Genomic DNA, 25,054 nt, shown 5'->3' with positions numbered 1-25,054 from the left:
AATGAGTCATAACTATTCAATCGGGTTTAATATATTGGTATCATTCCAACTGTACGATGCTGAGTTGCGATCTGATCGGGGAGGTAATATGTGTGCAAAAACAAATGAAATGGCCACTCATTCTATTTGCCGTCGGAGTATTTATGGCTGCGCTGGATAACGGGATTATTACGTCGTCTCTAACCACCTTAAACGCTTCGTTCGGGGTGTCGCCGACGTGGGGAGCATGGACTATTACGCTCTATACGCTCGGACTTGCGGTGAGTGTTCCGATTGCAGGCAAGCTGTCAGACCGTTATGGACGCAAAAAGTTGTTTCTGATTGAAGTGGCTTTGTTCGGAATTGGGTCTTTACTCGTTGCGCTAAGCACATCATTTACTTTCTTCCTGATCGCTCGTGTCATTCAAGCACTGGGTGGTGGCGGGATCTTTATCATTGCCAGCTCTTATGTATTAAGCAAGTTCCCTGCGGAGCGTCAGGGGACAGCCTTGGGCCTTCTGGGGGGCATGAATGGTATTGCTGCGATCCTGGGGCCAAACATCGGTGCATTTATACTGGATATCACGGGGAACTGGCATTGGTTATTCCTCATCAACGTGCCCATTGCCATTCTGCTATTTATCGCAGGTATCCGCTATATCCATGAAGAGCAGGAACTGAACCGTGCAGCGGTGGACTGGAGCGGCATTGCGGTTCTAACGCTCGGTGTGCTCAGTCTGATGTATAGCTTCAGCAATCTGGACGGCGTAAACATGCTGCAAAGCCTGGGATCACCGATGTTCTATGGCTTCTTCCTGGCAGGTGTGGTCATTCTGGTTCTCTTCTACTTTCTGGAAAAAAGACTGGAAGGATCACAACGCGAACCTGTTGTATCAACACAACTTCTGGGTATCGCCTCATTCCGTTGGACGCTGCTGATTGCCTTTTTCTCTGGGGCCATTCTGGCATCGGTGATCTTCATTCCGGGTTTTGTGGAGCAATACCTCGGCATATCCAATACAGCTTCAGGCTACTGGTTTACTCCGCTTGCACTGGCATCCGGGATCGGGGCGGGTGGAGGTGGTTACCTTGTGGATCGCAAAGGGCCAATCTGGACGCTATCTGTAGCCGGACTGTTATCCGCTATTGGATTCCTGCTGTTCCCGCTATGGGTAGAGCATATTTGGCAATTCGTAATCGCGAGTGTACTCGTTGGTATCGGTTTTGGCATGATGCTGGGAGCTCCAGTGAACGTGCTCGTTACAGAACAAGCGGGCGAAAACAACAAAGGCATTGCCGTAGCGACCAGTTCGTTGTTCCGCCAGATGGCTATGGCTATTGCGCCTACCATTTTTGCTGGCTTCCTCGCTCGCTCCTTCTCCAACCTGGGGTCCAACATTCAGAGTGGCTTCGCAGATCAGGGAATTCAGGTGCCGCCCGAGATGCTTCAACAGTATGCATCGGGTGGAGCGGCAGGAAGTGATGTTTCCAGTCTAACGGAAGGGCTATCCCAAATTCCTGATCCGGGCGTTCGGGATGTACTGTTACAAGCGGTTCACCAAACGACGGGTGAGGGTTATGGTGGGCTTTTCTGGTCGGCCGTCATTTTCAGTGTACTCACGCTGGTGGCTGCGCGTATTACGGGACGTCTGCGTAATAAAGAGAAGAGTGAACGTGTGGAGACCGCATCATCTAACTGAATGGATGAAATTTCTCAATGAAGAGAACAGTGTACCTTTTGGCAATAAAAAGGGGTGCTGTTCTTTTCAATTTAACCGTATTGTAACTTTTCATCATCCAGCAATGATTACAATAGAACGAGCATCAGCGGTGTCCCGTTTCAGATAGAGAAAACATCAGAGAACACCGTGTCACAAGCCATCTTACGCGTTTAATTGTATGTTATATAAGTTGAACGAACCATTACACCGCATCACTGCGTGGTCAGGACATTGGTGTAAATATTAGATTCAACTTATAATAGCAGGTAATATTGAATTTCATTTTGACAGTGAAGAAGGAATCGACGGATGAAGAGCAGAACTAAAGATAAGAAGAAGAAAAGAAGAAAAGGTCTATATATAACGCTCGTATCGCTCGTTGTTTTGTTAATCGGGGGCTATTTGTTCCGTCAACAGCTGGCTGTAGCGGCATTTGATCTGTTCCTCGCCGGTTCGGTTGAAGATCATTTATCCCGTTCTTATGTTCCGCAAGAAGGCAATAACACACCAGATCCAACTGTATACCGCAAAGAGCCATTCTCGGTATTGCTGCTCGGTTCAGACAAACGCGCCTATGAGAAAACGCGTGGCCGCTCGGATACGGTTATCTATGCGGTTGTTCGTCCGAAGGAATCCCGTGTGCTCCTGGTATCCATTCCACGTGACACGTATGTGCAGATTGTGGGACGGGATGCCAACAAAGACGGGGAAGATGATTATGACAAGCTCGCGCATGCCTACGCCTTCGGTGGAGAGAATATGTCTATCAATACGGTGGAGAAGTTTCTCGATGCGGATGTGGGTTACTATGCAACGATTAACTTTGACGGGATCAAAAAAGTCGTTGATGCGCTTGGTGGTGTGAAGCTGCCGATTGATGAGGACATTGTGAACAAGAACCCGGAGCATGTGAAGTTCACAATTGAAGGCGGTAAGCCGATCTATGACGGGCAAGAAGCACTCTACTATGTAAGATACCGCGAAGACAGCGATTTTAATCGGACCAAGCGGCAGCAGATTTTCCTGAATGCCATGGCCAATGAGATGCTTAACCTGAATGCCATTAGCAAGATCCCGGAATTGATTCAAATTATGGGAGAAAACTTTCAGACGGATATGAGGGCTTCCTTCATTATTGATCTGGCTAAACAGGTACTAACCCAGGAGAAACCTCAAATCTCAAGCTTTACCATTCTGGGCGAGGGGATGCGAAAAAACGGCCTTTATTATGGCATAGCTGATGAGAAAGATGTTCAATATGCCAAAGAGCTGATTACCAACTGGATGGATCAATCGACTCCAGCCGGTGAATTGATGATTCCTGACCGGCAGCAGATTGAGTAACTAATTCCATACAGACGGTGTGTTTCAGACAACGATCAGCAGTACGTTTATTGGCGGGCTGCTGTTTTTTTACTTTGTAGAAGGAGAGTTTGGTCCTTTTGGAACATCCTGCGTTCTGATTCGTATGATATAAGTTGAACGATGAAATACACAAGGAGGATACGTAAGGGTATGAACATCGCATTTTTTTTGCTACCCAAACAAGAGGTTAGTTTCGTTACGTCGGATTCTACGTTGCGGCAAACGCTGGAACGGATGGAATATCATCGGTTTACCGCAGTGCCCATTTTGAATAAGGAAGGCAAATATATCGGCACGGTTACCGAAGGTGACCTGTTGTGGTATATGAAGAACGCCGAGGGAAAGATTACATTTGAAAACGCTTCAAAGTTTTTATTGAAAGATGTTCCACTTCGTCTTGATATCAAGCCCGTATCCATTAATGCCAACATGGAAGACCTCATTAATCTGGCCAAAGTCCAGAATTTTGTGCCCGTAGTGGACGATATGGAGCGCTTCATTGGTATCGTAAGACGGAGTCAGATCATTGAATATTGTGAAGGTATTGTGGCGAAGGAATCCATAAAGGTCAAGTAAGCCGGCTTGATTCTCATCATTGTTATAGCAACACGGATAATCACAGCGGTTCGGTGTCATGATTAGTTGTACGGGGTCTCCGCATCGTACCTGATATAAGTGTCGGAGGACTTCTCCGCTTTTTGGGGTAATTTTGCGGCCCCCCTTTTTAATGCTATAATGGAGAATAAAGCTTTTTCGGGGGAGAGTGACTTTCGCCAATATGCCTAAAGAACTAGATGTAGCCAAACGTGCTAAAGTGATTGAATGGCTGAAAACCGAAGTGCTTGATCAAGTATCCCGATTATTCAAAGCGTTATGGGAAGGCAGTACGACCCGGATCGGGGACAGTCTCGCCAGTTTGATGATGAGTAGTTACATATTGGGCCGCAGGCTCGGTATTCCTTTCAAGGATCTGGATGCACTGCTTGTTGAGAAGTTGAAAAAGCATAAACAGGAAGGTCACCAGCTTGAAGACTGGTACCAAGATATTTCCGCGCTAGAAGATCATATGCGTAAGAGGTGAATTTGTTGAAATTTAGCTTTAAATCAGCTGTCTGGAGCGCAGTATATCTGCTCTTGCTACTTTCGCTGTTAACTCCTTTATCGGTTTTGGCCATATTTTTCATGATGATTCCGGGAGTTATTCTCTATACTTTATTACCTGTAAAATCATTTATATGGCATCTCGTGCCAGTAGCGATTATTCTGGTCGTGTTTCACCCGATTTATCTGCTATTACTGCTTATATTCACTCTGCCCGCGATCATTATGGGCCATGCGTATAAGAAAGGAAAGTCGGCGCTGTTCACACTTATGGTGGGAAGTGGCGCCATGCTGGCCGAATACCTATTGTTGCTCTTGATCGGAAGTGTCATTTTCCAGTTTAACCTGTCTAATTATATCGAAGATGTGGTCAGACTGACTATTGAACCTCTGACGAATTCATCCAATCAGATGATCAATGGGTTTGTGTGGACTCCCGAGATGACTCAGGATGTTGCGAGACAGACTCAACTCATGATTCCGTTTGCCCTAGTTGTTACGTCTCTGGTGATGGCGCTCATTACACATGTTATTGCTCGTCCGATTCTGAGTGTTATGGGTGTGAGTGTACCGAGGCTGCCATTTGCACGTGAATGGCGCATGCCGCGTGCCTTAATCTGGTACTATTTCCTAGCGCTTTTTTTAGAAGTAATCTCCAAACAGAGTGATGGAACGTACTGGACCATGATTGCTATGAATCTATCGCCGCTGATCAATCTGGGCTTCATGATTCAAGCCATCGGTTTCTTTTTCTTCCTCTCACATACAAAAAAATGGAATCCGGTTATACCGTATTTGCTTGCGGCAGCAGTGTTCTTCATTGGGCCGCTTCGGATTATCGGGATTATCGATCTGGCGTTCCCGCTTCGCGAGGCAATATCGAAATCAAAACGATAGGGTGATGAGTCATGCCTAAATTTCTGAAGAAACGCTGGCACGGCTACTATACCGTATGGGCGTTCATACTGCTGCTGTTGCTTGTTATGTTGGTTACCATCTATAACTGGACGCTTGGTTTGATTAGTCTGATACTGGCTTCGGCGCTGGGAATCGTCATGATAAAGGCGGAGCTCGCGTTCCGCCGTGAGCTTAACGACTATATTAATGGCCTAACCATTCGTATTAAACGGATGGAGGGAGAAGCGGTCAGTATGCTCCCATTTGGGATTGTGCTGTACAGTGAAGATCGTACGGTAGAGTGGCATAACCGCTTCGTCGCAGAGATGTTTCAAGAGAAGACGATGGTGGGCAGTACGCTGCAAAATTTGTTTCCCAAACTTCCTCAGCCTAAAGAGAAGAAGGATGGAACCAAAGAGTCATCCAAGGAACTTCATGACGAATTTCAGTTGGATGATCGGCATTATGGAGTCATTCATAACCCGCAGGAGCGGTATGTGTATGTTTACGAGATTACGGAACTAGCCGTTCTTCGTGATAAATATGAAAATGAACGTGTTGCCCTGGGGATTTTGGTGCTGGATAATCTGGATGAAGCTTCTCAAGGGATGGACGATCAGCAGCGGACCGCGCTGATTGCTCGTGTGACAAGTGAGATTACCTCTTGGGCGAAGCGGTACGAAGTATATTTGCGCCGTCTATCCTCTGATCGGTATCTTATGATGTTAAATTACAAATCATTGCAGGAGCTGGAGCAGAGCCGATTTGTTATCCTGGATGAAGTTCGGGAGATGACGGCTGATCTCAAGGTACCGATGACCCTGAGTGTTGGACTGGCGTTCGGCTCGGATAGCATTAGCGAGATGGGGGAACTGGCACAGTCCAGTCTGGACATGGCACTTGGTCGCGGTGGTGATCAGGCTGCTGTGAAGTCTGGACAACGGTTGTCCTTCTATGGTGGAAAGTCCAATGCAGTGGAAAAACGGACACGGGTGAGAGCCCGAGTGATCGCTCACGCGCTGCGTGATCTGATGCAAGAGAGCGATCGGGTAATTATCATGGGTCACAAAATGCCCGATATGGATGCGATCGGAGCTTCAATCGGGGTATGGAAAGCCGCCAGTTTATATAATGTGGAGGCGCGAATTGTACTGGATGGACCTAATCCGTCGATTGAACGCTTGATGGAACAGGTGAACAAGGATGAGAAGCTATCCAAAGCCTTTGTTACACCGGAACAAGCGACCCAGATGATGACCGAGCACACGCTGCTCGTGGTGGTGGACACGCATAAGGCGTCCATGACGATGGAGCCGAAACTGGTTCATTCTGCTACCCGTGTAGTGGTCGTGGATCACCATCGCCGGGGTGAGGAGTTCATTAATGACGCTGTGTTGATCTACCTGGAGCCTTATGCATCCTCTGCGGCGGAACTTGTGACGGAGCTCTTGCAGTATATTCATGACAAGGTACAATTCACTCCGCTCGAAGCAACGGCCTTATTGGCCGGGATTACGGTGGATACGAAGCATTTTGCACTCCATACAGGTTCGAGAACGTTCGAAGCGGCAGGTTTCCTGCGTCGCAGTGGTGCGGACACGATTATGATCCAGCGGCTGATGAAAGAAGATCTGTCAGAATATATTGCTAAGGCAGAAATCATAAAGCGTGCTAAAATGATATATGGGAACATTGCGCTGGCGGTCACGAACCCTGGCAGCAAGATTCCACAAATGATGATCGCCCAAGTGGCGGACACATTGCTCAATATGACCGACGTGGTCGCTTCATTTGTCATTAGTGAGCGTCCCGATGGACTGATTGGCATCAGTGCGAGATCGCTGGGGCGCATGAATGTTCAGGTTGTGATGGAACGACTAGGCGGTGGCGGACATCTGACGAATGCTGCCGTGCAGCTTGAAGGTACGCTTGAAGAGGCAGAAAAACGGCTGACGAACGTACTGGCTGAAATCGAAAAAGAAGAGGGGCTGTTCGAATGAAAGTCATTTTTATAAAAGATATGAAGGGTCAAGGTAAAAAAGGACAAGTGAAGGAAGTGTCTGAGGGCTACGCCCAGAACTTCCTTCTCCCACGGGGAATCGCACGTCCAGCAACAGACGGAAACATGAAAACACTGGACAACCAGAAGGCAGCGGAAGATCGACGCAAACAAGAAGAGAAAGCCGAAGCCGAAGCACTCGCTAAAAAGCTGGAAGCCGAAGTGACTGAACTGAAAGCGAAGTCCGGTGAAGGCGGCCGTCTGTTCGGTGCAATTACGAGCAAACAGATCGCAGAAGCATTGGCAGCGAAAGGTCTGAAAGTCGACAAACGCAAAATTGAGCTGGACGAGCCTATTCGTACACTCGGCGTCACACAAGTAACTGTCAAGGTTCACCCTGAAGTGAAGGCAACCTTGAAGGTACAGGTAACGGAAGAGTAAGATGGGCGGCGAAATGTTATTCGACCGGATTCCCCCGCAGAACCTGGAAGCCGAGCAGGCCGTGCTGGGTGCAATCCTGTTGCAGGGTGAAGCCCTGATTACAGCGATGGAACGGGTGCAAACCGAGGATTTCTATGATAAACCCCATCAATTAATCTTTGAAGCAATGATCCAGCTTGGCGAGGGAAATCAACCGATTGACCTCGTGACACTGACTTCGCTTCTGAAGGATAAAGGTGAACTGGAGGACATCGGCGGCGTTAGTTATCTGGCGAAGCTGGCCCATGGTGTACCTACAGCCGCGAACGTAGACTATTACGCTCAGATTATCGAAGAGAAATCGATGCTGCGTCGCCTGATTCGTACGGCAACACAGATCGTGAGCGAAGGATATACAGGCGGCGAAGATGTTGCTGCTATGCTCGGAGAAGCCGAAAGACGTATTCTGGAGATTTCCAACCGACGTTCCAGTAGTGGTTTTATAGCTATTCAGGATGTACTGATGGAAGTATTCGATCGTGTGGAGACACTGCATCAGAACAAGGGAACGACCACTGGAATTCCGTCCGGTTTCATCGATTTGGACAAGATGACCGCCGGATTCCAGCGCAGTGACTTGATTATCGTAGCGGCTCGTCCTTCAGTAGGAAAAACGGCCTTTGCCTTGAATATCGCTCAGAACGTCGCAATCAGGGCACAGGAGACGGTAGCCATCTTCAGTCTGGAGATGTCAGCCGCCCAGCTGGTGCAACGTATGATCTGTGCGGAAGCCAACCTGGATGCCAGCGTGATGCGTATGGGTGATTTCAAGGGTGATGAAGACTGGCAGAAGCTGACGATGGGCATTGCAGCCTTGAATGAAGCCAACATCTATATCGATGATACACCAGGGATTACCGTAGCGGATATTCGTGCCAAATGCCGTCGTCTCAAGAAGGAGAAGGGCCTTGGCATGATTCTGATCGACTACCTCCAACTGATTAGTGGACGTGGTAAAGCCGGGGAGAACCGTCAACAAGAGGTATCCGAGATCTCGCGTACACTGAAACAGATTGGCCGGGAACTGGAAGTTCCGGTTATCGCCTTGTCTCAGCTGAGTCGGGGTGTAGAGCAACGTCAGGATAAACGTCCGATGATGAGTGACTTGCGGGAATCGGGTTCGATCGAGCAAGATGCCGACATCGTAGCGTTCCTGTACCGGGATGACTACTATAACCAGGAAACCGAGAAGAAAAACATCATCGAGATCATTATCGCCAAACAGCGTAACGGTCCGGTAGGTACGGTGGAACTGGTGTTCCTGAAGAACTTTAATAAATTCGTTAACTATGAGAGGGCACACAATGATGCCTTTGCCATGTAGGGGACAGGCACGGAGTGCTTCGATTGGGAAGCGAAACCGTCTGTCCCGAGCATCAACAAATAGATCATACGAACTCATAAATGCGTCGTAAATACGACATCTAGAGTCCATGTGGAATACGAATAATAGAACCGGTGACAGCAGTCAAGCAAGTTTAGGCTGAAGTCTCCGGTTTTTTGTGTTGAAATACCGGGTTAATTCCGAACATTATAGTTTTACTATATCTAATTGTTCGCCATTTGATTTGACTTTGAAAATGGGGACTGGTACACTAATACTGCTGCGTTAAAGCAGCGCAAACCTTCCCTTGAATGTAACGGAAGGAGCTTTTCACTGTCCGTTAGCACGCTTCTCCGCCGGTTTTTTGCGTAAAAAATTCCTGCCGGGATAGAGGACGGACAGACCAATACAAAGGTGCGCAAGGCACCCACGGAGGAATGTTAACTATGTCAACGGTAGTTGTAGTGGGAACGCAATGGGGAGACGAAGGTAAAGGTAAAATCACGGATTATTTGGCGGAGAGCGCTGATGTGGTGGCTCGTTACCAAGGTGGTAACAATGCGGGTCATACGATTCTGATCGATAACAAAAAATATAAACTGACGATGATTCCATCAGGGATTTTCTACACGGATAAAGCGTGTGTAATTGGTAACGGAATGGTTATCAACCCGAAGGCACTCATCGAAGAAATTAACTATATTCATGATAATGATTTTACAACGAAGAACCTGTCCATCAGTGAGCGCGCTCATATCATCCTGCCATATCACATGGTATTGGATGCATTGGAAGAGGAGAGTAAAGGCCCGAACAAAATTGGTACGACTGGCAAGGGCATTGGCCCGTGTTACATGGACAAATCAGCCCGGATCGGCATTCGTATGGTTGACCTTCTTGATGCTGATGAGTTCGAACTGAAGCTGCGTCATCTGGTCAAAGAAAAGAACCGGATCATCGAGCAAGTTTACGGCGGCGAGCCTGTAGATGTTGAAGAAATTCTGAAAGATTACCTGGGATACGCAGAAATCCTGCGTCCTTATGTACGTGATACATCCGTTGTGCTCAATGAATACATTGATGAAGACAAGAAAGTATTGTTTGAAGGCGCACAAGGCGTTATGTTGGACCTTGATCAAGGAACTTATCCATTTGTTACATCATCCAATCCGTCCGCAGGTGGCGTATGTATCGGTTCTGGCGTAGGCCCTGCTCGTATCCAGCAAGTCATTGGAGTAGCAAAAGCCTACACGACACGTGTAGGAGATGGCCCATTCCCAACGGAACTGCATGATGCAATTGGTGACCAAATCCGTGAGACAGGACATGAGTACGGCACTGTAACTGGACGTCCGCGTCGTGTGGGCTGGTTCGACAGTGTTGTCGTTCGCCACGCTCGTCGTGTCAGCGGAATTACAGGTCTGTCCCTGAACTCTCTGGATGTAATGACAGGTCTGGAAACGGTGAAAATCTGCACGGGATACAAATTCCGCGGCGAGGTTATCACTCACTATCCGGCAAGCCTCAAAATGCTGGCTGAATGTGAAGCGGTATACGAAGAGCTTCCAGGCTGGAGCGAAGATATCACTGGAGCGAAGAAACTCGAAGACCTGCCAGTGAATACACAGAACTATGTAAAACGTGTTTCTGAGCTGACAAACATTCCAATTGCCATCTTCTCTGTTGGTCGTAACCGTGAGCAAACGAATCAAGTTCTTCCAATCTACGAATAATCGAAGAAATAAAGGGAGAACATTTCTTGGATTACAATATAGGTAAGTCTGTCGATCTCAGGCAGGTACAGCCTCCAGTTATTGCTTTTATAGCGATGACTGGAGGTTTTTTGTATGTTTTTCGGATATATTCCCGAGATTTCCGTCAATACTGGTTAACAGTAGAGTTGCAGACCCACATGCAGAATGGCCATATGGGCGTGGAAATCGGAGGGAGAGAACGGAAATGAAGATAGTTTCGTGGTTTACTAAAATATTGCTAACCGTACTGCTGGTCAGTTCGTTAACCTTGTTGACTACCGGATTAATTGTACAGTCTTACGTAAAATCGCTGCTCGCCAGTTTCAATATTCAGTGGGAGGGCCAATCGATGGGACTAACAGCCATGTTCCAAGGGGCACTGGGAGGTAAAGTGAACGAAGAGAAAAACAAGCCTGGATCAGGAAAGACCGATCAGCCTACCGGTGCGGAGCAAGAGCAGGTGCCTGAAGATGCGATATCGGTCATGGTGAACGGGGCAAAAAGCGGAGAATCCGGCAACCATGCAGGTAACAGCTCAGGACAGGATAACGGCTCTGGCGAGGATGCGGGAACGGGTTCAGGAACGGACGCATCTACAGAATCGAATTCAGGTGGGGATTCAGGCACGGGGACGGGTTCAACTCCGGGTAACGGTTCCGGGGAAGCTGGAAAGGGTACAGGCTCTGGCAACGGAACAGGTGCGAACTCCGGTGATGCTACCTCATCTGGCAATGACGACATTGTTGTCTCCCCCGATGACATTACAGGCAAGAAGGATAAGCTGCCGCTGGAGGAAAAGGAGAAGATCTTCAGCCTGCTCATGAATAAGCTGCCTCAGAAAGAAATGCAGCAAATCTCGGGTGCTATGGAAGGTGGCCTGACCGAACAGGAGTTACGGGATATTGAGCAGGTGATCTCGAAATACTTGACCAGTGAAGAATACGATAATCTGATGGAGGTTCTGCAAACAGAATAAGATAGGCAAGGTAGTGGACAAGACATGTTAATTCATGTTTCCTATAGACTTGGCGGATTCTCTTGAATATAATCTAAATAAATATTGGAAATGATATAAGGCAGCGTCAAGATTTTTGTGTAAATGAAATAACCTTTTCTTATGTAGGGTGATGTTACTCTTTTGTGGTGAACATGGCTAGCAGTTCTGCTCGTGCTTGATCGAAGCCAATATGACAACGGGTAGCAAAACGTTGGTTATAGCTTTCAAACTGGGAAACCAGGAATTTTTCTAATGCCTCTTCATGAGGGAATTGTTCTTTCCGATTCGTGTATTTCTTGATTTGCTTGTTAAACGATTCGATCAGATTCGTCGAATACAGGCTTCTCCAGATGGGTTTGGGAAAGCTGTAAAACGTGAAAATATAGGGATTCTCTCTCAACGATTGAACCACTTTGGGATAGGTGGCTTTCCATTTGTCACAGAAGGTAGTCAGAGCAGCCTTACCTGCTTCTTCATCCTCAGCACGATACACGGACTTGAAATCTTCACAGATCTCTGCTCGATCCGTCACCCGAACTTTGTGGGCGATGTTACGAGATAAATGAACGCAACAGGTTTGGTACTTCGCTTGGGGATATACCTCTTGGATTGCATTCACAATCCCGGTCAGTCCGTCAGAGATAAACAGAAGGATTTGTTCGGTGCCACGCTGTTTGACGTCCTGAAGTAGTTCTTTCCAGATATAAGCGGATTCGGTCGGTGCAATCGCGTACGTAAGTACCTCTTTGGAGCCATCCTCACGAATGCCTACGGCAATATAGACCGCTTCCTTGGCTACCGTTTCACGCTTCACAGGGATGTACGTCGCATCAATATAGACGCAGACATAACGCTTCTCCAGCGGTCGTTTCATAAATGCATCGACATGCTGGGTCATGACTTTGGTCATGTTGGAAACCGTTTGAGGCGTGTAGTGATGGCCATACATTTTCTCGATGAGGTCAGCGATTTCCGTCATGGTGACCCCCTTTTGAAACAGGTGAATGACAAAGGATTCCAGGGTGTCATTGGAACGTTTATACGGCGCTACCGTCTGCTGTTTGAACACTCCATTCCGATCCCGAGGCATACTAAGCTGCAAGTCGCCATACTCGGTATGAAGCGTACGAGTGTACGATCCGTTACGAGAGTTGCCTGAATTCACGCCAGCACGGTCGTATTTTTCATAATCCAGAAACGCTGTAAGCTCCGTTTCGAGCAAGTGGTTCATGGCAGACTCTAAATGATTGCGAAATACTTCTGTAATATCTTGTTTGGTGACTAGAGCTTGAACTAAATCTGTTGTAAAATGATTCATAGGGAAGACCTCTCTCTGAATTGTTGTGTGGTAACTCAATTCTACTAGAAAAGGTCTTCCTTTTTCTATTTACACAATATATTTTACGCTCTCTGATATAAAGCATTAGGTTATTTAAGAATTACAGAATTATATCTAAACATCCTATTCAGGAGGGAACATTATATGAAGTATAAAGGTAGAGAACACGACATATAAAAATGGATTTGCCACATTGCAGAAGCCTCCAGCCCAATTCGTGGACCTCCGTTCATATGGTGAATTCAAAAGATACGATGTACCTGTGTTTAGGAATACACTATTGGAGGTTTAATCGAACATGAACTTATATAATTCTAAGTCAGAACCGTCAGTAAAGCAGCTTGCTGAGGCGGCAAATAAGCGGTACGAGCAAGGGCTGCAAGAGGCAGATCAGCCATTTAGTGGCTGGGATTTTAGCTATGTCACGGGGAGTGGTCGACTCCAGAGCGGAATGCTGCCCTGGTCCTATGGAACGATGGCACGCCGATTGTTGAACCAGACAGAACGAATGCTCGACATGGGAACTGGTGGAGGAGAAATGCTGTCCAGCCTGCTTCCGCTTCCTCCGAACACATGTGCGACCGAAGGATATCTCCCGAATATACCGATTGCAGAGAAACGTTTACAGCCGTTGGGTGTGAAGGTGCTTCCGGTGACTGATGATTCGCAACTTCCTTTCGAAGACGGGGAGTTCGATCTGATTCTTAATCGGCATGAGTCGTATGATGAGCAGGAAGTTAGGCGGATTCTATCCGCAGGGGGACTGTTTCTGACTCAACAGGTAGGTTGGTCAGATTGCCGGGAGATCAATGATCGGCTCGGCATTCCTATGCCAGCGGATTACGCTGGATGGGAGATGGATCGTGCTGTCCATCGGCTGGAACAGTGTGGATTCCGTACTCTGGAGCAACGCGAAGCAGCCCCCACGCAGCGTTTCTATGATATAGGAGCACTGGTATATTATCTGAAGACCATCCCGTGGCAAGTACCTGATTTCAAGGTGGAACAATTCCGTGAACCATTGATGGATATTCATATGGAGATGGAGAAACATGGATTCTGGGAAGTGCAGCAGAAGCGATTTGTCATTCTTGCAGTCAAAGAATAGAGACAGGGAAGTTCATTTCTATTGTGCATGAGATGAAATCCAGTTTAAGCTGAAACAGCAATAGGTTGTTTACGTAATCCCTTATCAGAGTTGATCTGGTGGGGGATTTTTTTGTATTTTTTATGAAAAAAAGGCATATTACAGCGGGTCTTAGAACCTAGTCTTAAAATGGGATCAAAAGTACATAGTACAGCGGATGTTGAGGCATAATGGGAGATGGATATACGCTGATACCTTATGGTTAATTCAGGGAAACCAAGCTGGGCGCGGCTTTGCGCTGTGACGTCTACAGTTGAAATGATTGTAAAACCTGTGTTAAAGTATACGAGTGTGATAAAAGGTTAAAATTTTGACACTTTTAAGAGCGCAGATAAAGTCCTGATTTGCGGACACCCGAATACAAATATCGACAAGCATGAGACAGAATCCATGGGTGATGTCTTGACAGAAATGCGAACTGAGAAGTGCTGAAAAGGAGAGAATCATGAAAGGTTTCAGAGGCATACGCCAACCGGACAAAAACCGGGTACACGAACAATCCGGGGAACACCGGACGGCCGAAGACAAAAACAACATGAGCATGTCCACCTTCAGTGTGAATAAGAAGCGCGTTCTGGCCTCGCGCAAATGGATGATTACGGCAGCATGCGGTTTGCTTATCGCTGCTTCGATCGGATTCGCAGGCAAACAATACGTTGCTGCAAATACAGTCCCTTATTATAAAGTGATCGTCAAAGGGAAAGAGATCGGCAGTATTACGGATGAAGCGCAACTACAGAAACTATTTGCAGACAAAACAGAGGAATACCAAAATAAATATCCGCAAGCGGAAATGGTGCTGAACACAGACGGCATTACAACTGAAACGGTGAAAACATACAAACCGGAAGTGAACAGCAAAGAGACGCTGGATAAACTCGGTAATATGTTGACTGCGTATGCCAAGGGTGTTGAACTCAAGGTAGACGGCGAGGTCATCGGCATTGTGAAGGATCAGGCAACAGCAGATGCCATTCTGGAACAAGTACAGAAAAAATACATATCGACATCGGCTGTGCGAAGTTCGCTCAAGACGATGGCGGTATCGGCAAACTCTTCGAAGAAAGCCGAAGGGCCAAGCACAACGCTGAAGTCCGTAGACATCAAGGAAGATGTCGCGACAGATGTGGTGAAGGCTGATCCGAACAAAATATGGGATGTGTCCGAGGCGGTTAAAGCATTAACCGTTGGTAAAGACGCGCCTGTAACTTATGTCGTTCGTGAAGGAGATACGATCTCTTCAATCGCTTCCAAGTATGAAATTACACAAAGCGAGATTCGCCAACATAATCCGGGTATCAAGGAAACGTCACTGCAAATTGGGGACGAGCTGACCCTGACAGTGCCAAAACCGGCGGTTACGGTGAAATCCGTAGAGCAGGTTGTGGAACAAATCGAGATTAAACCGCAAGTGGAGGTACGCAAAAGTGCTGATCTGAAAGCAGGCATAACGAAAGTGGTGCGTCCAGGCCAAAGTGGGCTGAAAAGCATGCAATATCGTGTGACAAAGGAAAATGGTGAAGTTGTTCAAGAAGAATGGCTTGGCCAGGAAGTGATCAAAACAGCAGTTACCGAAGTGGTACTAAGCGGAACGAAAGTGGTTGGTGAAGGTACTGGCGAATTCGCCTGGCCGGTATCCAATGCTACGATGAGCAGCAGCTTCGGACAACGCTGGGGACGCCAGCACAAAGGTGTCGATCTGGTAGGTAACCGGGATGTGAAAGCGTCTGATGAGGGCGTGATTACTTTTGCAGGACAGAAGAGTGGTTATGGCAATGTCATCATTATTAACCATCGTAACGGATACGAAACACTGTACGGACATTTGGACAGCATTGGTGTTAAGGTTGGACAAGTGGTTGAAAAGGGCGAGAGCATTGGCGTTATGGGCAATACAGGCCGCTCAACTGGAACGCATCTGCATTTTGAGATTATCAAGAATGGAACGGTGGAAAATCCGTTGACGTACTTGAACTAGTTATAGCGTGATCAAGAGCAAGGTTGGCATATGATGCTGGCCTTGTTTTTTGGTGCTGTAAATTTTTTTCATTTGGGTTCGGTCGAAGCCCCGGATCGGGATGTGACGGTGCCTCAGGTATGTTAAACTATAAACTATAGGCAACAAGACATCTGATATAGACTATAGTGGATAAAATCAGAAGAAATGAATCAACTAGGCTTATGTACAAGCTATATATAAGAGAGATAGACCGCGCAGGCGGATCAAGCAGGAATATAGGGGTGAATACAGCCGATGCAGGGGAAGATTTTGGTGGTGGACGATGAACAGCCCATTGCGGACATTCTGAAATTTAATTTGGAAAAAGAGGGGTATGAGGTCATCTGCGCCTTCGACGGGATACGTGCAGTTGAACTGGCGTTATCCGAGAAGCCGGATCTGATGCTGCTGGATCTGATGCTTCCAGGTAAGGACGGTATGGATGTGTGCCGAGAGGTGCGTGCCCATCTGGAGATGCCGATCATTATGCTGACCGCAAAGGATGGCGAGATCGATAAGGTGCTCGGCCTGGAGCTGGGTGCGGATGATTACGTAACGAAGCCATTCAGTACACGCGAGTTACTCGCAAGGGTGAAGGCACAGATGCGCAGACGGCAGAAGCCTGCTATTACGGCAGAAGCTCCGGAAGATGAGGAGAGGCAGGTCATGCGGCTGTTCGATCTGGCATTTGATATGGACATGTATACGGCTTACAAAGGCGGAGAACCTCTTGATCTGACCCATCGTGAGTATGAACTTCTCTATTATATGGCGAAGCATTCCGGCAAGGTCATGACACGGGAGCATTTGCTGCAGGCGGTATGGGGATATGAATATTTCGGCGATGTACGTACCGTGGATGTCACGATCCGTCGTCTGCGTGAGAAGATTGAGGAGAATCCGAGTAAACCGGAAACGATTCTGACTCGCCGCGGGTTGGGTTACCTCGTACGCAGTGCCAAAAGCGTGGGGATATAATGGGGCGTTTCTCGCGATTTTCGTTCTTTCGAACGATTCAGGCGAAACTGATTATTATTTATGTACTGCTGATTCTGATTGCAATGCAATTGATCGGCGTTTATTTTGTTAGTGCCATGAAGAACTCGCTCACCAGTAACTTTACAGAGGATTTGCAGGCGCGAGCCGAGATGTTATCCGTTCTGGTTGGAGAGACCATGGCTGGAGGCGAAGCTGAGGCTGGCGAGGATAAAACGGAAAATCTGCGTGTGCTGGTGAACAATCTGTTCAACATTAATGGAGCCGAAATTCAGGTGTTGGATGCCAGCGGTAAAGTGCTGACCACCTCCCTGAGTTCACATTCTGATTATATTGGGCGCAAAAACACCCAAACCGTTGTCAGCCGTGCGTTGCAAGGCATTCGGGACAATGAGGAATATATCGTAGACGAGGATAATGTACGCAAAAAAGTCGTTGCCAAGCCGGTTCTATCTGGTGGCAAAATTATCGGTGCGGTCTACATCGCGGCCTCCATGAACGAGCTTTATTCTACCATGGAGGGCATAAACAAGATTTTCATCTCCGGGATTTTGATTGCCTTGGTGTTAACGGCGGTGCTTGGCGTCATTCTGTCGCATACCATTACGCAGCCGATTAAGGAAGTGACCCGAAGAGCGACAGCGGTCGCAGAAGGCAACTTCGACCAGCAGACACCTGTATTCGGCACGGATGAGATTGGACAGCTCAGTCGGGCTTTTAACTATATGACGAGTAGGTTGCGTGATGCACTCTCCCAGAACGAAGAGGAGAAGGAGAAGTTGACCTCCATTCTGACGAATATGAGTGACGGCGTGGTTGCAACGGATGAGTATGGCAAGGTTATTCTGGTTAACCGCCGTGCCAGCAGCATTCTTGGTATGCGTCCTGCGGATATTGAGGGAAGACACTTCGCCGTGCTGCTTGGCATTGATCCAGAAGATGCGGAAGCACTCGCGAGTGGCTTCACAGGCTCAACGCTGCTGCAGATTGCGCCAGCGGGACAAGAAGAGCCGGTTGTGATCCGCATGACGTTCACACCGGTTCATCGGCGTGAGCTGGGCATTACAGGTACCATCGCTGTGCTCCAGGACGTCACGGAGCAGGAAGAGCTTGAGGCCTCACGGCGTGAATTCGTAGCCAATGTATCGCATGAGCTGCGAACACCACTGACAACAATCAAGAGTTACGCCGAGGCGTTAGATGATGGGGCTCTGGAAGATCCGCAGCTTGCCGGACGTTTCGTTGGGGTCATCCAGAATGAGACAGAGCGCATGATTCGGCTCGTTACAGATCTACTGCATCTGTCACGTCTGGATTCCAAGGAAGCGATGTTGCGCAAACAGCCAACTGATGTCCTGGAGATGCTGGAGGAAGTGACGGATCGGTTCTCGTTCCAGATGCAGCAGAAGGATATTCTGCCTGTATTGTCAGTGGAAAACGGCATTCCGGCGGTACCGCTGGATCGAGACCAGATTGATCAGGTGCTTGATAATGTCGTATCCAATGCGCTGAAGTACACGTTGGAAGGCGGCACGATTACGATTGCGGCCAGACGCAGTGATGCGCATACGCTTGCCATTTCGGTCACGGATACAGGGATGGGGATTCCACAGCGGGATTTGGATCGTATCTTTGAGCGGTTTTATCGAGTGGACAAGGCTCGCTCCCGTAGTATGGGTGGCACAGGGCTTGGCCTGTCCATTGCCCGGGAAATTGTAAAGGCACATGATGGCAGCATCTCGCTGGATTCCGAGGTGGATGTAGGAACAACAGTGACGTTTACGCTGCCGATGCGCGAGGAAGGGGGTGAACACCGTGAAAGAACGGATTAAATCACTGGTGCTCGCTTCCCTCATCGTTGCCAGTTTGGTACAGAGTTACTTCCTGATCTATCGTCTGCCTGGTGGCGGCGATTCGATTGTGACATCAGAGACAAACTATGTGAAGACCGAGAATATGGGTCAGGAACGCAATATTGAACAATTAATCTTCCCGGATCAGATGATTATTCATCTGGGGGAGGACAAACATACGGTGTTTTACCCTGGCAATACGTTCTATCAGTTGATCTACTCTCGTTTGCAGGGACGGACGTTCGATGATTTTCAGCGTCGCAGTGTGCAGTCGGTAAACTGGAATCAGATTCGCAAGGAAAACCCTGGCTTTGAGCTATCGTTCAAAGAGGGGATTCCCGTAGCGTTGTTACAACGGGTGATGAGGCTTGGGACGGATTCCTTGTTCCAAGGGGAGACGATTAACCGAATCTCGATTTATACGGCCAAAAATGAAACAAAAGCTCATGCACTGTTCTTCAGCGCCAAGGGTGATGTGGTATATGAAGCAACACAAGCGGATCTGACCGTACAGGATGTGCAGCAGCACGTTGACTTCGGTACAAACTGGACGCCATATACGTTGATGGACGGCGGGTATTATATCCCGGCTGAGGCACTGGAGACGATTGAAGCGGATGTGCCAACAGGCCAATTCACCGTGGAGCAAATGCAGCGCAGCCTGTTCTTTGATCCAAGCATGACTCGGAACATTCGGGAAAAGGATGGATCGGAGATCTATACAGACAGCAAACGCAGCCTGCAAGTGAAGCAGGAGCAACGTTGGATTAGCTACACCGATCCGGCTACTCCACCTGCAGGACAGATTGATGCGGCGAAGGATGCACTCTCTGCGGTTGATTTTGTGAATCAGCATGGTGGCTGGAAAGGCAGGTCGCGCATGATGCTGGAGACCTCTGAGAACAAAACGCAGCTTCAGTTCCAGCAGTATTACGGCAGCTTCCCGATTATGGATTCGATGCAGTTCCGGTTTGGGACGATCAGTATGGAGATGCAGCAGGAGACGGTATCCAGCTATGAACGTTCATTGGAATACCTGAATGAAGGTGCTGAGACGAAAAAGTCGGTGAAGCTGCCTGGTGGGGACAAGCTGAAGGCCCTCATCCAGAAGGTAGCAGGTGAGAGCCGTCAGGTCGTAGATGTGTACCCGGCATATCGTCCATCCAGTATTGAGGATGGTCTGAAGCTGATCCCTGTCTGGGTGATCCGCTTTGGCAATGGTGAGGAGACCACCGTATCTTGATAGGTTATAGTCATTGAACCAAAGAGTAGCTGTACTTTATCACTACGCGTGCAGAATAACCTTCCGATCGCTGTTACCCCCAGATTTCTTGAATTCCCTTTTAACACGGGAGAAATCTGGTGGTAAAGGCGAACGCTCCGCTTCTTCAGGTTATTTCTGCCCTCTCCGTTATCGTATAGCTTTAAGTTCAAAGGCTACAAACGGCCAGTTCCGGTGGAAGGGGTAGGCAACTTGAGAAAGTATTGCAAGCAGCTTAGTTAGGGAGGTGAATGTTTTGGATTGGGGACGGGCGAAAAATGTATTGATTTATGCCTTCCTGCTGCTGAATCTGGTGCTGGGTTACCAGATCTGGATGGATGCACGGGAGACGGCCGGAGCTAATCTGGACTTCACCTCGTTGGCGGACAATACACAGCAGGCGATGGAAGAGAAGGGCATTCAGGTGTTGGCGCCTATTCCGAATGAAACGCCGAAGCTGCCAAAATTGTCTTATGAGTTCATTGAAGAGAACAAGACGGACATCGATGTTGAACTGGAACAGCCCGTGGATAGCAAGCTGATCTTCTCACAAAGCGAGCTGGAGGATGCGCTGCAAAACGAGATTCCGCAGATCGGTACGTATCGACTGGATCAGCTGATGGCGGAGGATGGGGCTTTTGTGCTCCACCCATTGGTGGATGGAAAATGGCCACTCTTCAATGTTAGCCTGGAGCTGTTCTACAGCGACCAGAAGATAACGGGTTACCATCAGACTCCGGTGCGGATTACGACCGCGGAGGAGAGCGATCAGCAGGTGCTTCCGGCGTCGAAGGCGCTGGGTACGCTGATCGAGAACTTTTTGCCCAATGATGCGATTGTCAAAGATATTCAGCTCGGCTACTACGGCCAGTTGTTCAATTCAGATATGCAAGTAGCGATGCCGGCATGGCGGTTCGTGCTGGAAAGTGGCGAAGTGTTGTACGTGCAGGGCATCAGTGGGGATGTATTCAGTCCCAAGACAGACAAACCAGGGGAGTAATGCGTTATGGGGATTTATTTTACCGTGTTGTCCAGCGGTTCGACAGGGAACGCCACGGTCATACAGCATGGGGGCACCTCTCTCATGATTGACGCGGGTCTTAGTGCGAAACGACTGGATGCATTGTTCCAGGAACGGGAGATTTCGGGGACAGAGCTGGACGGGATTCTGGTTACACATGAACATTCCGATCACATTAAAGGACTAGGCGCGATGTCTCGGAAATATAATTTACCAATCTATGCAAATACGAATACATGGGCGGCACTGGAGAAGTCGGTTGGAGCGATTCCAGAGGAGAACCGGAGGGTATTTGAGACGGGGGAAAAGCATGATTTTGGCTCCCTGCGTGTGGAATCCTTTGGGATCTCGCATGATGCGGCTGAGCCGGTAGGTTATACGTTTGATGACGGCAGTGAGAAGCTGTCTGTTGCAACGGATCTGGGATACATGAGCGACAAGGTTCGCGATGCCATCTCCGATTCTGACGTGCTGGTGCTGGAGGCGAATCACGATGTCGAATTGCTGCGCATGGGGCGTTATCCGTGGAACACCAAACGCCGCATTCTGAGCGACATTGGGCATTTGTCGAACGAAGCGGCTGGGGCTGCTCTCAGCGAACTGATGAACGGACGCATTAAGCGCACCTATCTGGCACATCTGAGCCGGGATCATAATATGATGGATTTGGCGAAAATGACCGTGCGTGACGCGATGGAGAGCCGGGGGTGCTTTTATCGGGATCACGAGTTCAAACTCTGTGATACGTATTACGACCGTCCTACGCCATGGGATAGGGTGGGTGAGCCATAAAGCTGTCGAGTTCGGCGGCTTTGCGCTCGACTTCCTCGCGGGTTAGGATACCTTTATCGATAAGCAGTTCAATGATGGTACTGAGGGCAAGGGTATTACGATAGTGTTCTTCCTTGAGATCGGCCAGCTTGGCCGCCATATGAACTTCATCCATGGCTGTGAGTGTACGTGTGCGATCCATGTATATATCCTCCTTCTATGAAGCTTCGAATTGTCTTTTACTATTATTGTAGTCAGGCTGGGTGGAAAACATTCCTCTTTTTGCCGCTATAATTTGTGTGACGGTGTGTGTATGCTGAACCTGTGACCACGCAGGGGTGAAAAATTTCTTCGAAATTGCCAAAACAGCGCTTAGTGGACCGGATTTTGTGGTGATAGATACTAGAGACCTTTATTGTTAAGTGCGTTATAGCAGAAATTTGCGCTAATCTTCGTAATTATGCAACTTTTTGGGATTTGGCGTGTTTAGTATATAAGGAGCATTGTGAATTTGGCTAATTTGCGTGCGAAAGGGTATGTCGTAGAGTGCGAGAGCAGGATTGATAGAGTGACTGGCAGAATGGGAAGTCCGTTCTGTTGTACATAGACGCTTCATTTCGATTTTGTGGAAATGCAGCGATATGCAAAACATTTTTAAAAAATGCAAGAAAGCATGGGAAACCGTTGGGGTATTCACGTAACGAAAGACGACAGAAGAAACCTGAAGAAACGGAGCGATCGCCTGAAAGCTTTCTGAAAGAAAGCTGCTTCGGAAGCATACGCTATGAACAAATTTTTCACCTTGGAAGAGGGGAATCAAGAAAATTTGTGAGTAACAGCGATCGGAAGGTCTTTCTGTCGGCAGAGTGGGCTATGTGAGAACACCATCGTTGCTCCATGCGACAACGATCAGGCGGCAGTCAGGGTCTTGATGGGTGACAACGAAGGGGAGAGGATCACGATGGGATTGTTTGGAGACGATTTTTATTCAACCAAAGTATCAAGACGCGCCGAACCTGAACAGAAAGGCAAACTTCAGATTATCCGCCCCGGAGGCAGGGGACGTGGACGTGACCGCTGGAGTAATCCACGCAGATCGCGCTCGGGATTCAGCTCCACGGTTAAGGTGGCTGTGATCAGTTCGGTGATCAGCTCCATCGTGACCGTAACGCTGTTCAGCTTCATTATGCAGCCCTCAACGTTACCGTTGGCGAATGCCACCACAGGCAGTGGCGGAGGTGTGCAGGCGGCTCAGGCTGCTGATCCATATGACCGGATTATTCAGGCTGCGGGGAAGGTTCGCCCTTCTGTGGTGAGCATCGTGAATCACAAAACGGGTAGCAGTCTGTCGATGGAGGATTCCGAGCTGGGCTCAGGAGTTATTTTCAAGAAAGAAGACGGCAAAGCTTACATCATGACCAATCATCATGTCGTGGAAGGTGCGAGTGATCTGGAGATTGTGACCGTGGACGGAGAAACGCACAAGGCGAAGCTGGTAGGTAAAGACCGGGTAAGTGACATTGCGGTATTATCAACAGAGGATAAAGGCCTGGGTGCAGTGGCGGAGATTGGCGATTCCAGCAAGCTCCAGCGTGGTCAGACGGTACTGGCGATCGGGAACCCACTTGGCTTGGGCGGAACTCTAACATCGGGCATTGTCAGTTACACGGATCGTATACTGCCTGTATCCATTAATCAGGACGGCGTGTACGACTGGGAGCAAAACGTAATTCAGACGGATGCGGCGATTAACCAAGGCAACAGCGGTGGTGCACTGGTCGATTTGAGTGGCAAAGTGGTTGGCATCAACACGATGAAGATCTCGGATACGGGCGTTGAAGGTCTGGGCTTCGCTATTCCGATGAACGAAGTGATGAAAACGGTCGATTCCCTGCTGCTGAACGGCAAAGTATCCCGTCCATATCTGGGCGTGTACACGGTCGATCTGAGCAATCCATATGCTCCACTGGATGACGAGCAGCGTAAAGACCTGAAGCTGCCATCCCACGTGGACAGCGGTGTGGTTGTATTGGAAGCATCTGGTCCGGCATCCGAAGCGGGCATGAAGTTGAATGATGTCATTACGGAATTTGATGGGCAAAAAATTACCTCTACGCTCGATCTGCGGAAGTATCTGTACGACGATAAAAAGATCGGTGATTCGATTGAAGTGACCTTCTACCGGGATGGCAAAGCTGAGAAGGTATCAGTGAAGCTGACGGATAAGCCGGAGTAAGGGAAGTTCAACGGAGTAACTGTTGCGTGCTTGAAATAGGGCAATGCTAGAAGAGTGATCAGATAACTGACCACTCTTTTTTAGTTATTAGTTCGGTATTATGCATATTGCTTGGTTGTATATGGATTGGGTCGCTCGTAATTCCATAAGACAAGGGGCAATTAAATATAGAGTTGGCAACTATGAGTGGACGTGCTCGTTCGACAGTATATGAGTAGATCAACCATTGTTTGTCGATCTGAAAATCGGAATGGCTAATCTGAGAATGGGGGTATATTAATGAAGCGGTTGAGAAAGAAGTTAATTGGGGGAACAAGCCTTGTATTGTCGCTATTTGTGTTGTCTGCGTGCAGCTCTGAGGTAACACCAACAGGAACGGTGGAAACAAGTACAAATACAAGTGCTCTGCAGGAGAAAATTGCAGGACTTGAGAAGAAACTGGTGGAGCAGGGAGCCAAGAACAGTGAGCAGGAACAAAAGATCGCAGAGCTTGAGACCAAGTTGAATGACCTGAGTTCGACTGTGATAGCGGTAGGTGAGGCTGGTGGTCAAACGCCTGTAGCATCGGGAAACAACGGATCGGCCGGGAAAGGCGACGGGGTGCTGATTACGTTTGCCCAGTATGAGAAGCTTGAGGTTGGCATGTCGGTGGAAGATGTTATTGAGATTCTTGGCGGCGAAGGTGAAGCGCTGAGTGAAGCGGAGAATATGGTGGTTTACAACTACAAAGGCACAGCCGGCAATGGTGCCAATGCCGTTATTGCTTTTCAAGGCGGTAAGCTGTTGAGCAAGGCTCAGTCGGGATTGAAGTAAA

Annotated in this window: 22 protein-coding genes; 20 read left to right on the top strand and 2 right to left on the bottom strand. The window is 48.3% G+C overall.

The window, feature by feature from the left end; genetic code table 11:
* The first annotated feature begins 56 nt into the window (after positions 1-56).
* The 11 genes from ACR32F_RS32220 to ACR32F_RS32170 all read left to right on the top strand — a co-directional run bounded on the left by ACR32F_RS32220 (position 57) and on the right by ACR32F_RS32170 (position 11,596).
* Positions 57-1,679 carry an MFS transporter gene (locus ACR32F_RS32220; RefSeq protein ID WP_440114957.1) on the top strand — a complete coding sequence of 541 codons (1,623 nt, stop codon included), beginning with the start codon at positions 57-59 and terminating at the stop codon, positions 1,677-1,679.
* A gap of 330 nt (positions 1,680-2,009) precedes the next feature.
* Complete coding sequence (locus tag ACR32F_RS32215) at positions 2,010-3,044, top strand: LCP family protein (RefSeq protein WP_440114955.1); 1,035 nt, start codon at positions 2,010-2,012, stop codon at positions 3,042-3,044.
* Positions 3,045-3,215: 171 nt separating this feature from the next.
* Positions 3,216-3,641 (top strand): CBS domain-containing protein, encoded by a 426-nt coding sequence (locus ACR32F_RS32210; RefSeq protein WP_440114953.1) that lies wholly within the window; start codon positions 3,216-3,218, stop codon positions 3,639-3,641.
* Positions 3,642-3,843: 202 nt separating this feature from the next.
* Positions 3,844-4,146, top strand: coding sequence for a MazG-like family protein (locus ACR32F_RS32205; RefSeq protein WP_024629547.1), 303 nt, complete (start codon positions 3,844-3,846; stop codon positions 4,144-4,146).
* Positions 4,147-4,151: 5 nt separating this feature from the next.
* Positions 4,152-5,063, top strand: a complete 912-nt coding sequence (locus ACR32F_RS32200) for a DUF2232 domain-containing protein (RefSeq protein ID WP_440114951.1) — start codon at positions 4,152-4,154, stop codon at positions 5,061-5,063.
* An 11-nt stretch (positions 5,064-5,074) separates the two neighbouring features.
* Positions 5,075-7,063, top strand: coding sequence for a DHH family phosphoesterase (locus ACR32F_RS32195; RefSeq protein ID WP_440114949.1), 1,989 nt, complete (start codon positions 5,075-5,077; stop codon positions 7,061-7,063).
* On the top strand, positions 7,060-7,503 hold the full coding sequence (gene rplI / locus ACR32F_RS32190; protein ID WP_024629550.1) for a 50S ribosomal protein L9: 444 nt from the start codon (positions 7,060-7,062) through the stop codon (positions 7,501-7,503). The genes ACR32F_RS32195 and rplI overlap by 4 nt, the downstream gene beginning before the upstream one ends.
* 1 nt (position 7,504) lies before the next feature.
* Entirely contained in the window at positions 7,505-8,866 is a 1,362-nt protein-coding gene (dnaB, locus tag ACR32F_RS32185) for a replicative DNA helicase (protein ID WP_053781970.1), read from the top strand.
* 446 nt (positions 8,867-9,312) lie between these two features.
* Complete coding sequence (locus ACR32F_RS32180) at positions 9,313-10,599, top strand: adenylosuccinate synthase (protein ID WP_440114946.1); 1,287 nt, start codon at positions 9,313-9,315, stop codon at positions 10,597-10,599.
* A gap of 26 nt (positions 10,600-10,625) precedes the next feature.
* Entirely contained in the window at positions 10,626-10,829 is a 204-nt protein-coding gene (locus ACR32F_RS32175) for a hypothetical protein (protein ID WP_440114945.1), read from the top strand.
* Entirely contained in the window at positions 10,826-11,596 is a 771-nt protein-coding gene (locus ACR32F_RS32170; protein ID WP_440114943.1) for a hypothetical protein, read from the top strand. Before ACR32F_RS32175 ends, ACR32F_RS32170 begins: the two co-directional genes overlap by 4 nt.
* A 154-nt stretch (positions 11,597-11,750) precedes the next feature.
* Here the strand turns inward: ACR32F_RS32170 and ACR32F_RS32165 are convergent, their stop codons facing one another.
* Positions 11,751-12,935: an IS256 family transposase gene (locus tag ACR32F_RS32165; protein ID WP_440109429.1), complete on the bottom strand. Its 1,185-nt coding sequence runs from the start codon at positions 12,933-12,935 to the stop codon at positions 11,751-11,753.
* A 319-nt stretch (positions 12,936-13,254) separates the two neighbouring features.
* Between ACR32F_RS32165 and ACR32F_RS32160 the strand changes: the two genes are divergently transcribed.
* From ACR32F_RS32160 to ACR32F_RS32130, 7 genes are all read left to right on the top strand, one after another.
* Positions 13,255-14,064 carry a class I SAM-dependent methyltransferase gene (locus tag ACR32F_RS32160; protein WP_440114941.1) on the top strand — a complete coding sequence of 270 codons (810 nt, stop codon included), beginning with the start codon at positions 13,255-13,257 and terminating at the stop codon, positions 14,062-14,064.
* 484 nt (positions 14,065-14,548) lie between these two features.
* Entirely contained in the window at positions 14,549-16,081 is a 1,533-nt protein-coding gene (locus ACR32F_RS32155; RefSeq protein WP_440114938.1) for a peptidoglycan DD-metalloendopeptidase family protein, read from the top strand.
* A gap of 276 nt (positions 16,082-16,357) precedes the next feature.
* Positions 16,358-17,080, top strand: coding sequence for a response regulator YycF (gene yycF, locus ACR32F_RS32150; RefSeq protein ID WP_440114935.1), 723 nt, complete (start codon positions 16,358-16,360; stop codon positions 17,078-17,080).
* Positions 17,080-18,930: a cell wall metabolism sensor histidine kinase WalK gene (gene walK / locus ACR32F_RS32145; RefSeq protein WP_440114932.1), complete on the top strand. Its 1,851-nt coding sequence runs from the start codon at positions 17,080-17,082 to the stop codon at positions 18,928-18,930. The genes yycF and walK overlap by 1 nt, the downstream gene beginning before the upstream one ends.
* Positions 18,914-20,194, top strand: coding sequence for a YycH family regulatory protein (locus ACR32F_RS32140; protein WP_440114929.1), 1,281 nt, complete (start codon positions 18,914-18,916; stop codon positions 20,192-20,194). The genes walK and ACR32F_RS32140 overlap by 17 nt, the downstream gene beginning before the upstream one ends.
* A gap of 274 nt (positions 20,195-20,468) precedes the next feature.
* Positions 20,469-21,212 (top strand): two-component system regulatory protein YycI, encoded by a 744-nt coding sequence (gene yycI / locus ACR32F_RS32135; RefSeq protein ID WP_440114927.1) that lies wholly within the window; start codon positions 20,469-20,471, stop codon positions 21,210-21,212.
* A gap of 6 nt (positions 21,213-21,218) precedes the next feature.
* Positions 21,219-22,025: an MBL fold metallo-hydrolase gene (locus ACR32F_RS32130; protein WP_440114924.1), complete on the top strand. Its 807-nt coding sequence runs from the start codon at positions 21,219-21,221 to the stop codon at positions 22,023-22,025.
* Here ACR32F_RS32130 and ACR32F_RS32125 read toward each other — a convergent pair.
* The gene (locus ACR32F_RS32125; RefSeq protein ID WP_036611899.1) at positions 21,994-22,206 is read right to left on the bottom strand and encodes a hypothetical protein; all 213 of its coding nucleotides are present in this window, start codon (positions 22,204-22,206) and stop codon (positions 21,994-21,996) included. The two genes, ACR32F_RS32130 and ACR32F_RS32125, sit on opposite strands and share 32 nt — an antisense overlap.
* A gap of 759 nt (positions 22,207-22,965) precedes the next feature.
* Between ACR32F_RS32125 and ACR32F_RS32120 the strand changes: the two genes are divergently transcribed.
* Both ACR32F_RS32120 and ACR32F_RS32115 read left to right on the top strand, forming a co-directional pair.
* Entirely contained in the window at positions 22,966-24,240 is a 1,275-nt protein-coding gene (locus ACR32F_RS32120; protein WP_440114920.1) for a S1C family serine protease, read from the top strand.
* Between the two features lie 279 nt (positions 24,241-24,519).
* Positions 24,520-25,053: a hypothetical protein gene (locus tag ACR32F_RS32115; protein WP_440114917.1), complete on the top strand. Its 534-nt coding sequence runs from the start codon at positions 24,520-24,522 to the stop codon at positions 25,051-25,053.
* Position 25,054 lies beyond the last annotated feature (1 nt).

Source organism: Paenibacillus hebaui, assembly GCF_051934385.1.
GTDB lineage: Bacteria > Bacillota > Bacilli > Paenibacillales > Paenibacillaceae > Paenibacillus.
This window is presented reverse-complemented; position numbering and strand designations above follow the sequence as displayed.

Coding starts and splice junctions, on each gene's coding strand:
- ACR32F_RS32130 (WP_440114924.1), top strand. CDS start 21,219: ATGGGGATTTATTTTACCGTGTTGTCCAGCGGTTCGACAGGGAACGCC.
- ACR32F_RS32115 (WP_440114917.1), top strand. CDS start 24,520: ATGAAGCGGTTGAGAAAGAAGTTAATTGGGGGAACAAGCCTTGTATTG.
- ACR32F_RS32170 (WP_440114943.1), top strand. CDS start 10,826: ATGAAGATAGTTTCGTGGTTTACTAAAATATTGCTAACCGTACTGCTG.
- ACR32F_RS32165 (WP_440109429.1), bottom strand. CDS start 12,935: ATGAATCATTTTACAACAGATTTAGTTCAAGCTCTAGTCACCAAACAA.
- ACR32F_RS32160 (WP_440114941.1), top strand. CDS start 13,255: ATGAACTTATATAATTCTAAGTCAGAACCGTCAGTAAAGCAGCTTGCT.
- yycF (WP_440114935.1), top strand. CDS start 16,358: ATGCAGGGGAAGATTTTGGTGGTGGACGATGAACAGCCCATTGCGGAC.
- ACR32F_RS32205 (WP_024629547.1), top strand. CDS start 3,844: ATGCCTAAAGAACTAGATGTAGCCAAACGTGCTAAAGTGATTGAATGG.
- ACR32F_RS32195 (WP_440114949.1), top strand. CDS start 5,075: ATGCCTAAATTTCTGAAGAAACGCTGGCACGGCTACTATACCGTATGG.
- rplI (WP_024629550.1), top strand. CDS start 7,060: ATGAAAGTCATTTTTATAAAAGATATGAAGGGTCAAGGTAAAAAAGGA.
- dnaB (WP_053781970.1), top strand. CDS start 7,505: ATGGGCGGCGAAATGTTATTCGACCGGATTCCCCCGCAGAACCTGGAA.
- ACR32F_RS32220 (WP_440114957.1), top strand. CDS start 57: ATGCTGAGTTGCGATCTGATCGGGGAGGTAATATGTGTGCAAAAACAA.
- ACR32F_RS32210 (WP_440114953.1), top strand. CDS start 3,216: ATGAACATCGCATTTTTTTTGCTACCCAAACAAGAGGTTAGTTTCGTT.
- walK (WP_440114932.1), top strand. CDS start 17,080: ATGGGGCGTTTCTCGCGATTTTCGTTCTTTCGAACGATTCAGGCGAAA.
- ACR32F_RS32180 (WP_440114946.1), top strand. CDS start 9,313: ATGTCAACGGTAGTTGTAGTGGGAACGCAATGGGGAGACGAAGGTAAA.
- ACR32F_RS32155 (WP_440114938.1), top strand. CDS start 14,549: ATGAAAGGTTTCAGAGGCATACGCCAACCGGACAAAAACCGGGTACAC.
- ACR32F_RS32215 (WP_440114955.1), top strand. CDS start 2,010: ATGAAGAGCAGAACTAAAGATAAGAAGAAGAAAAGAAGAAAAGGTCTA.
- ACR32F_RS32120 (WP_440114920.1), top strand. CDS start 22,966: ATGGGATTGTTTGGAGACGATTTTTATTCAACCAAAGTATCAAGACGC.
- ACR32F_RS32125 (WP_036611899.1), bottom strand. CDS start 22,206: ATGGATCGCACACGTACACTCACAGCCATGGATGAAGTTCATATGGCG.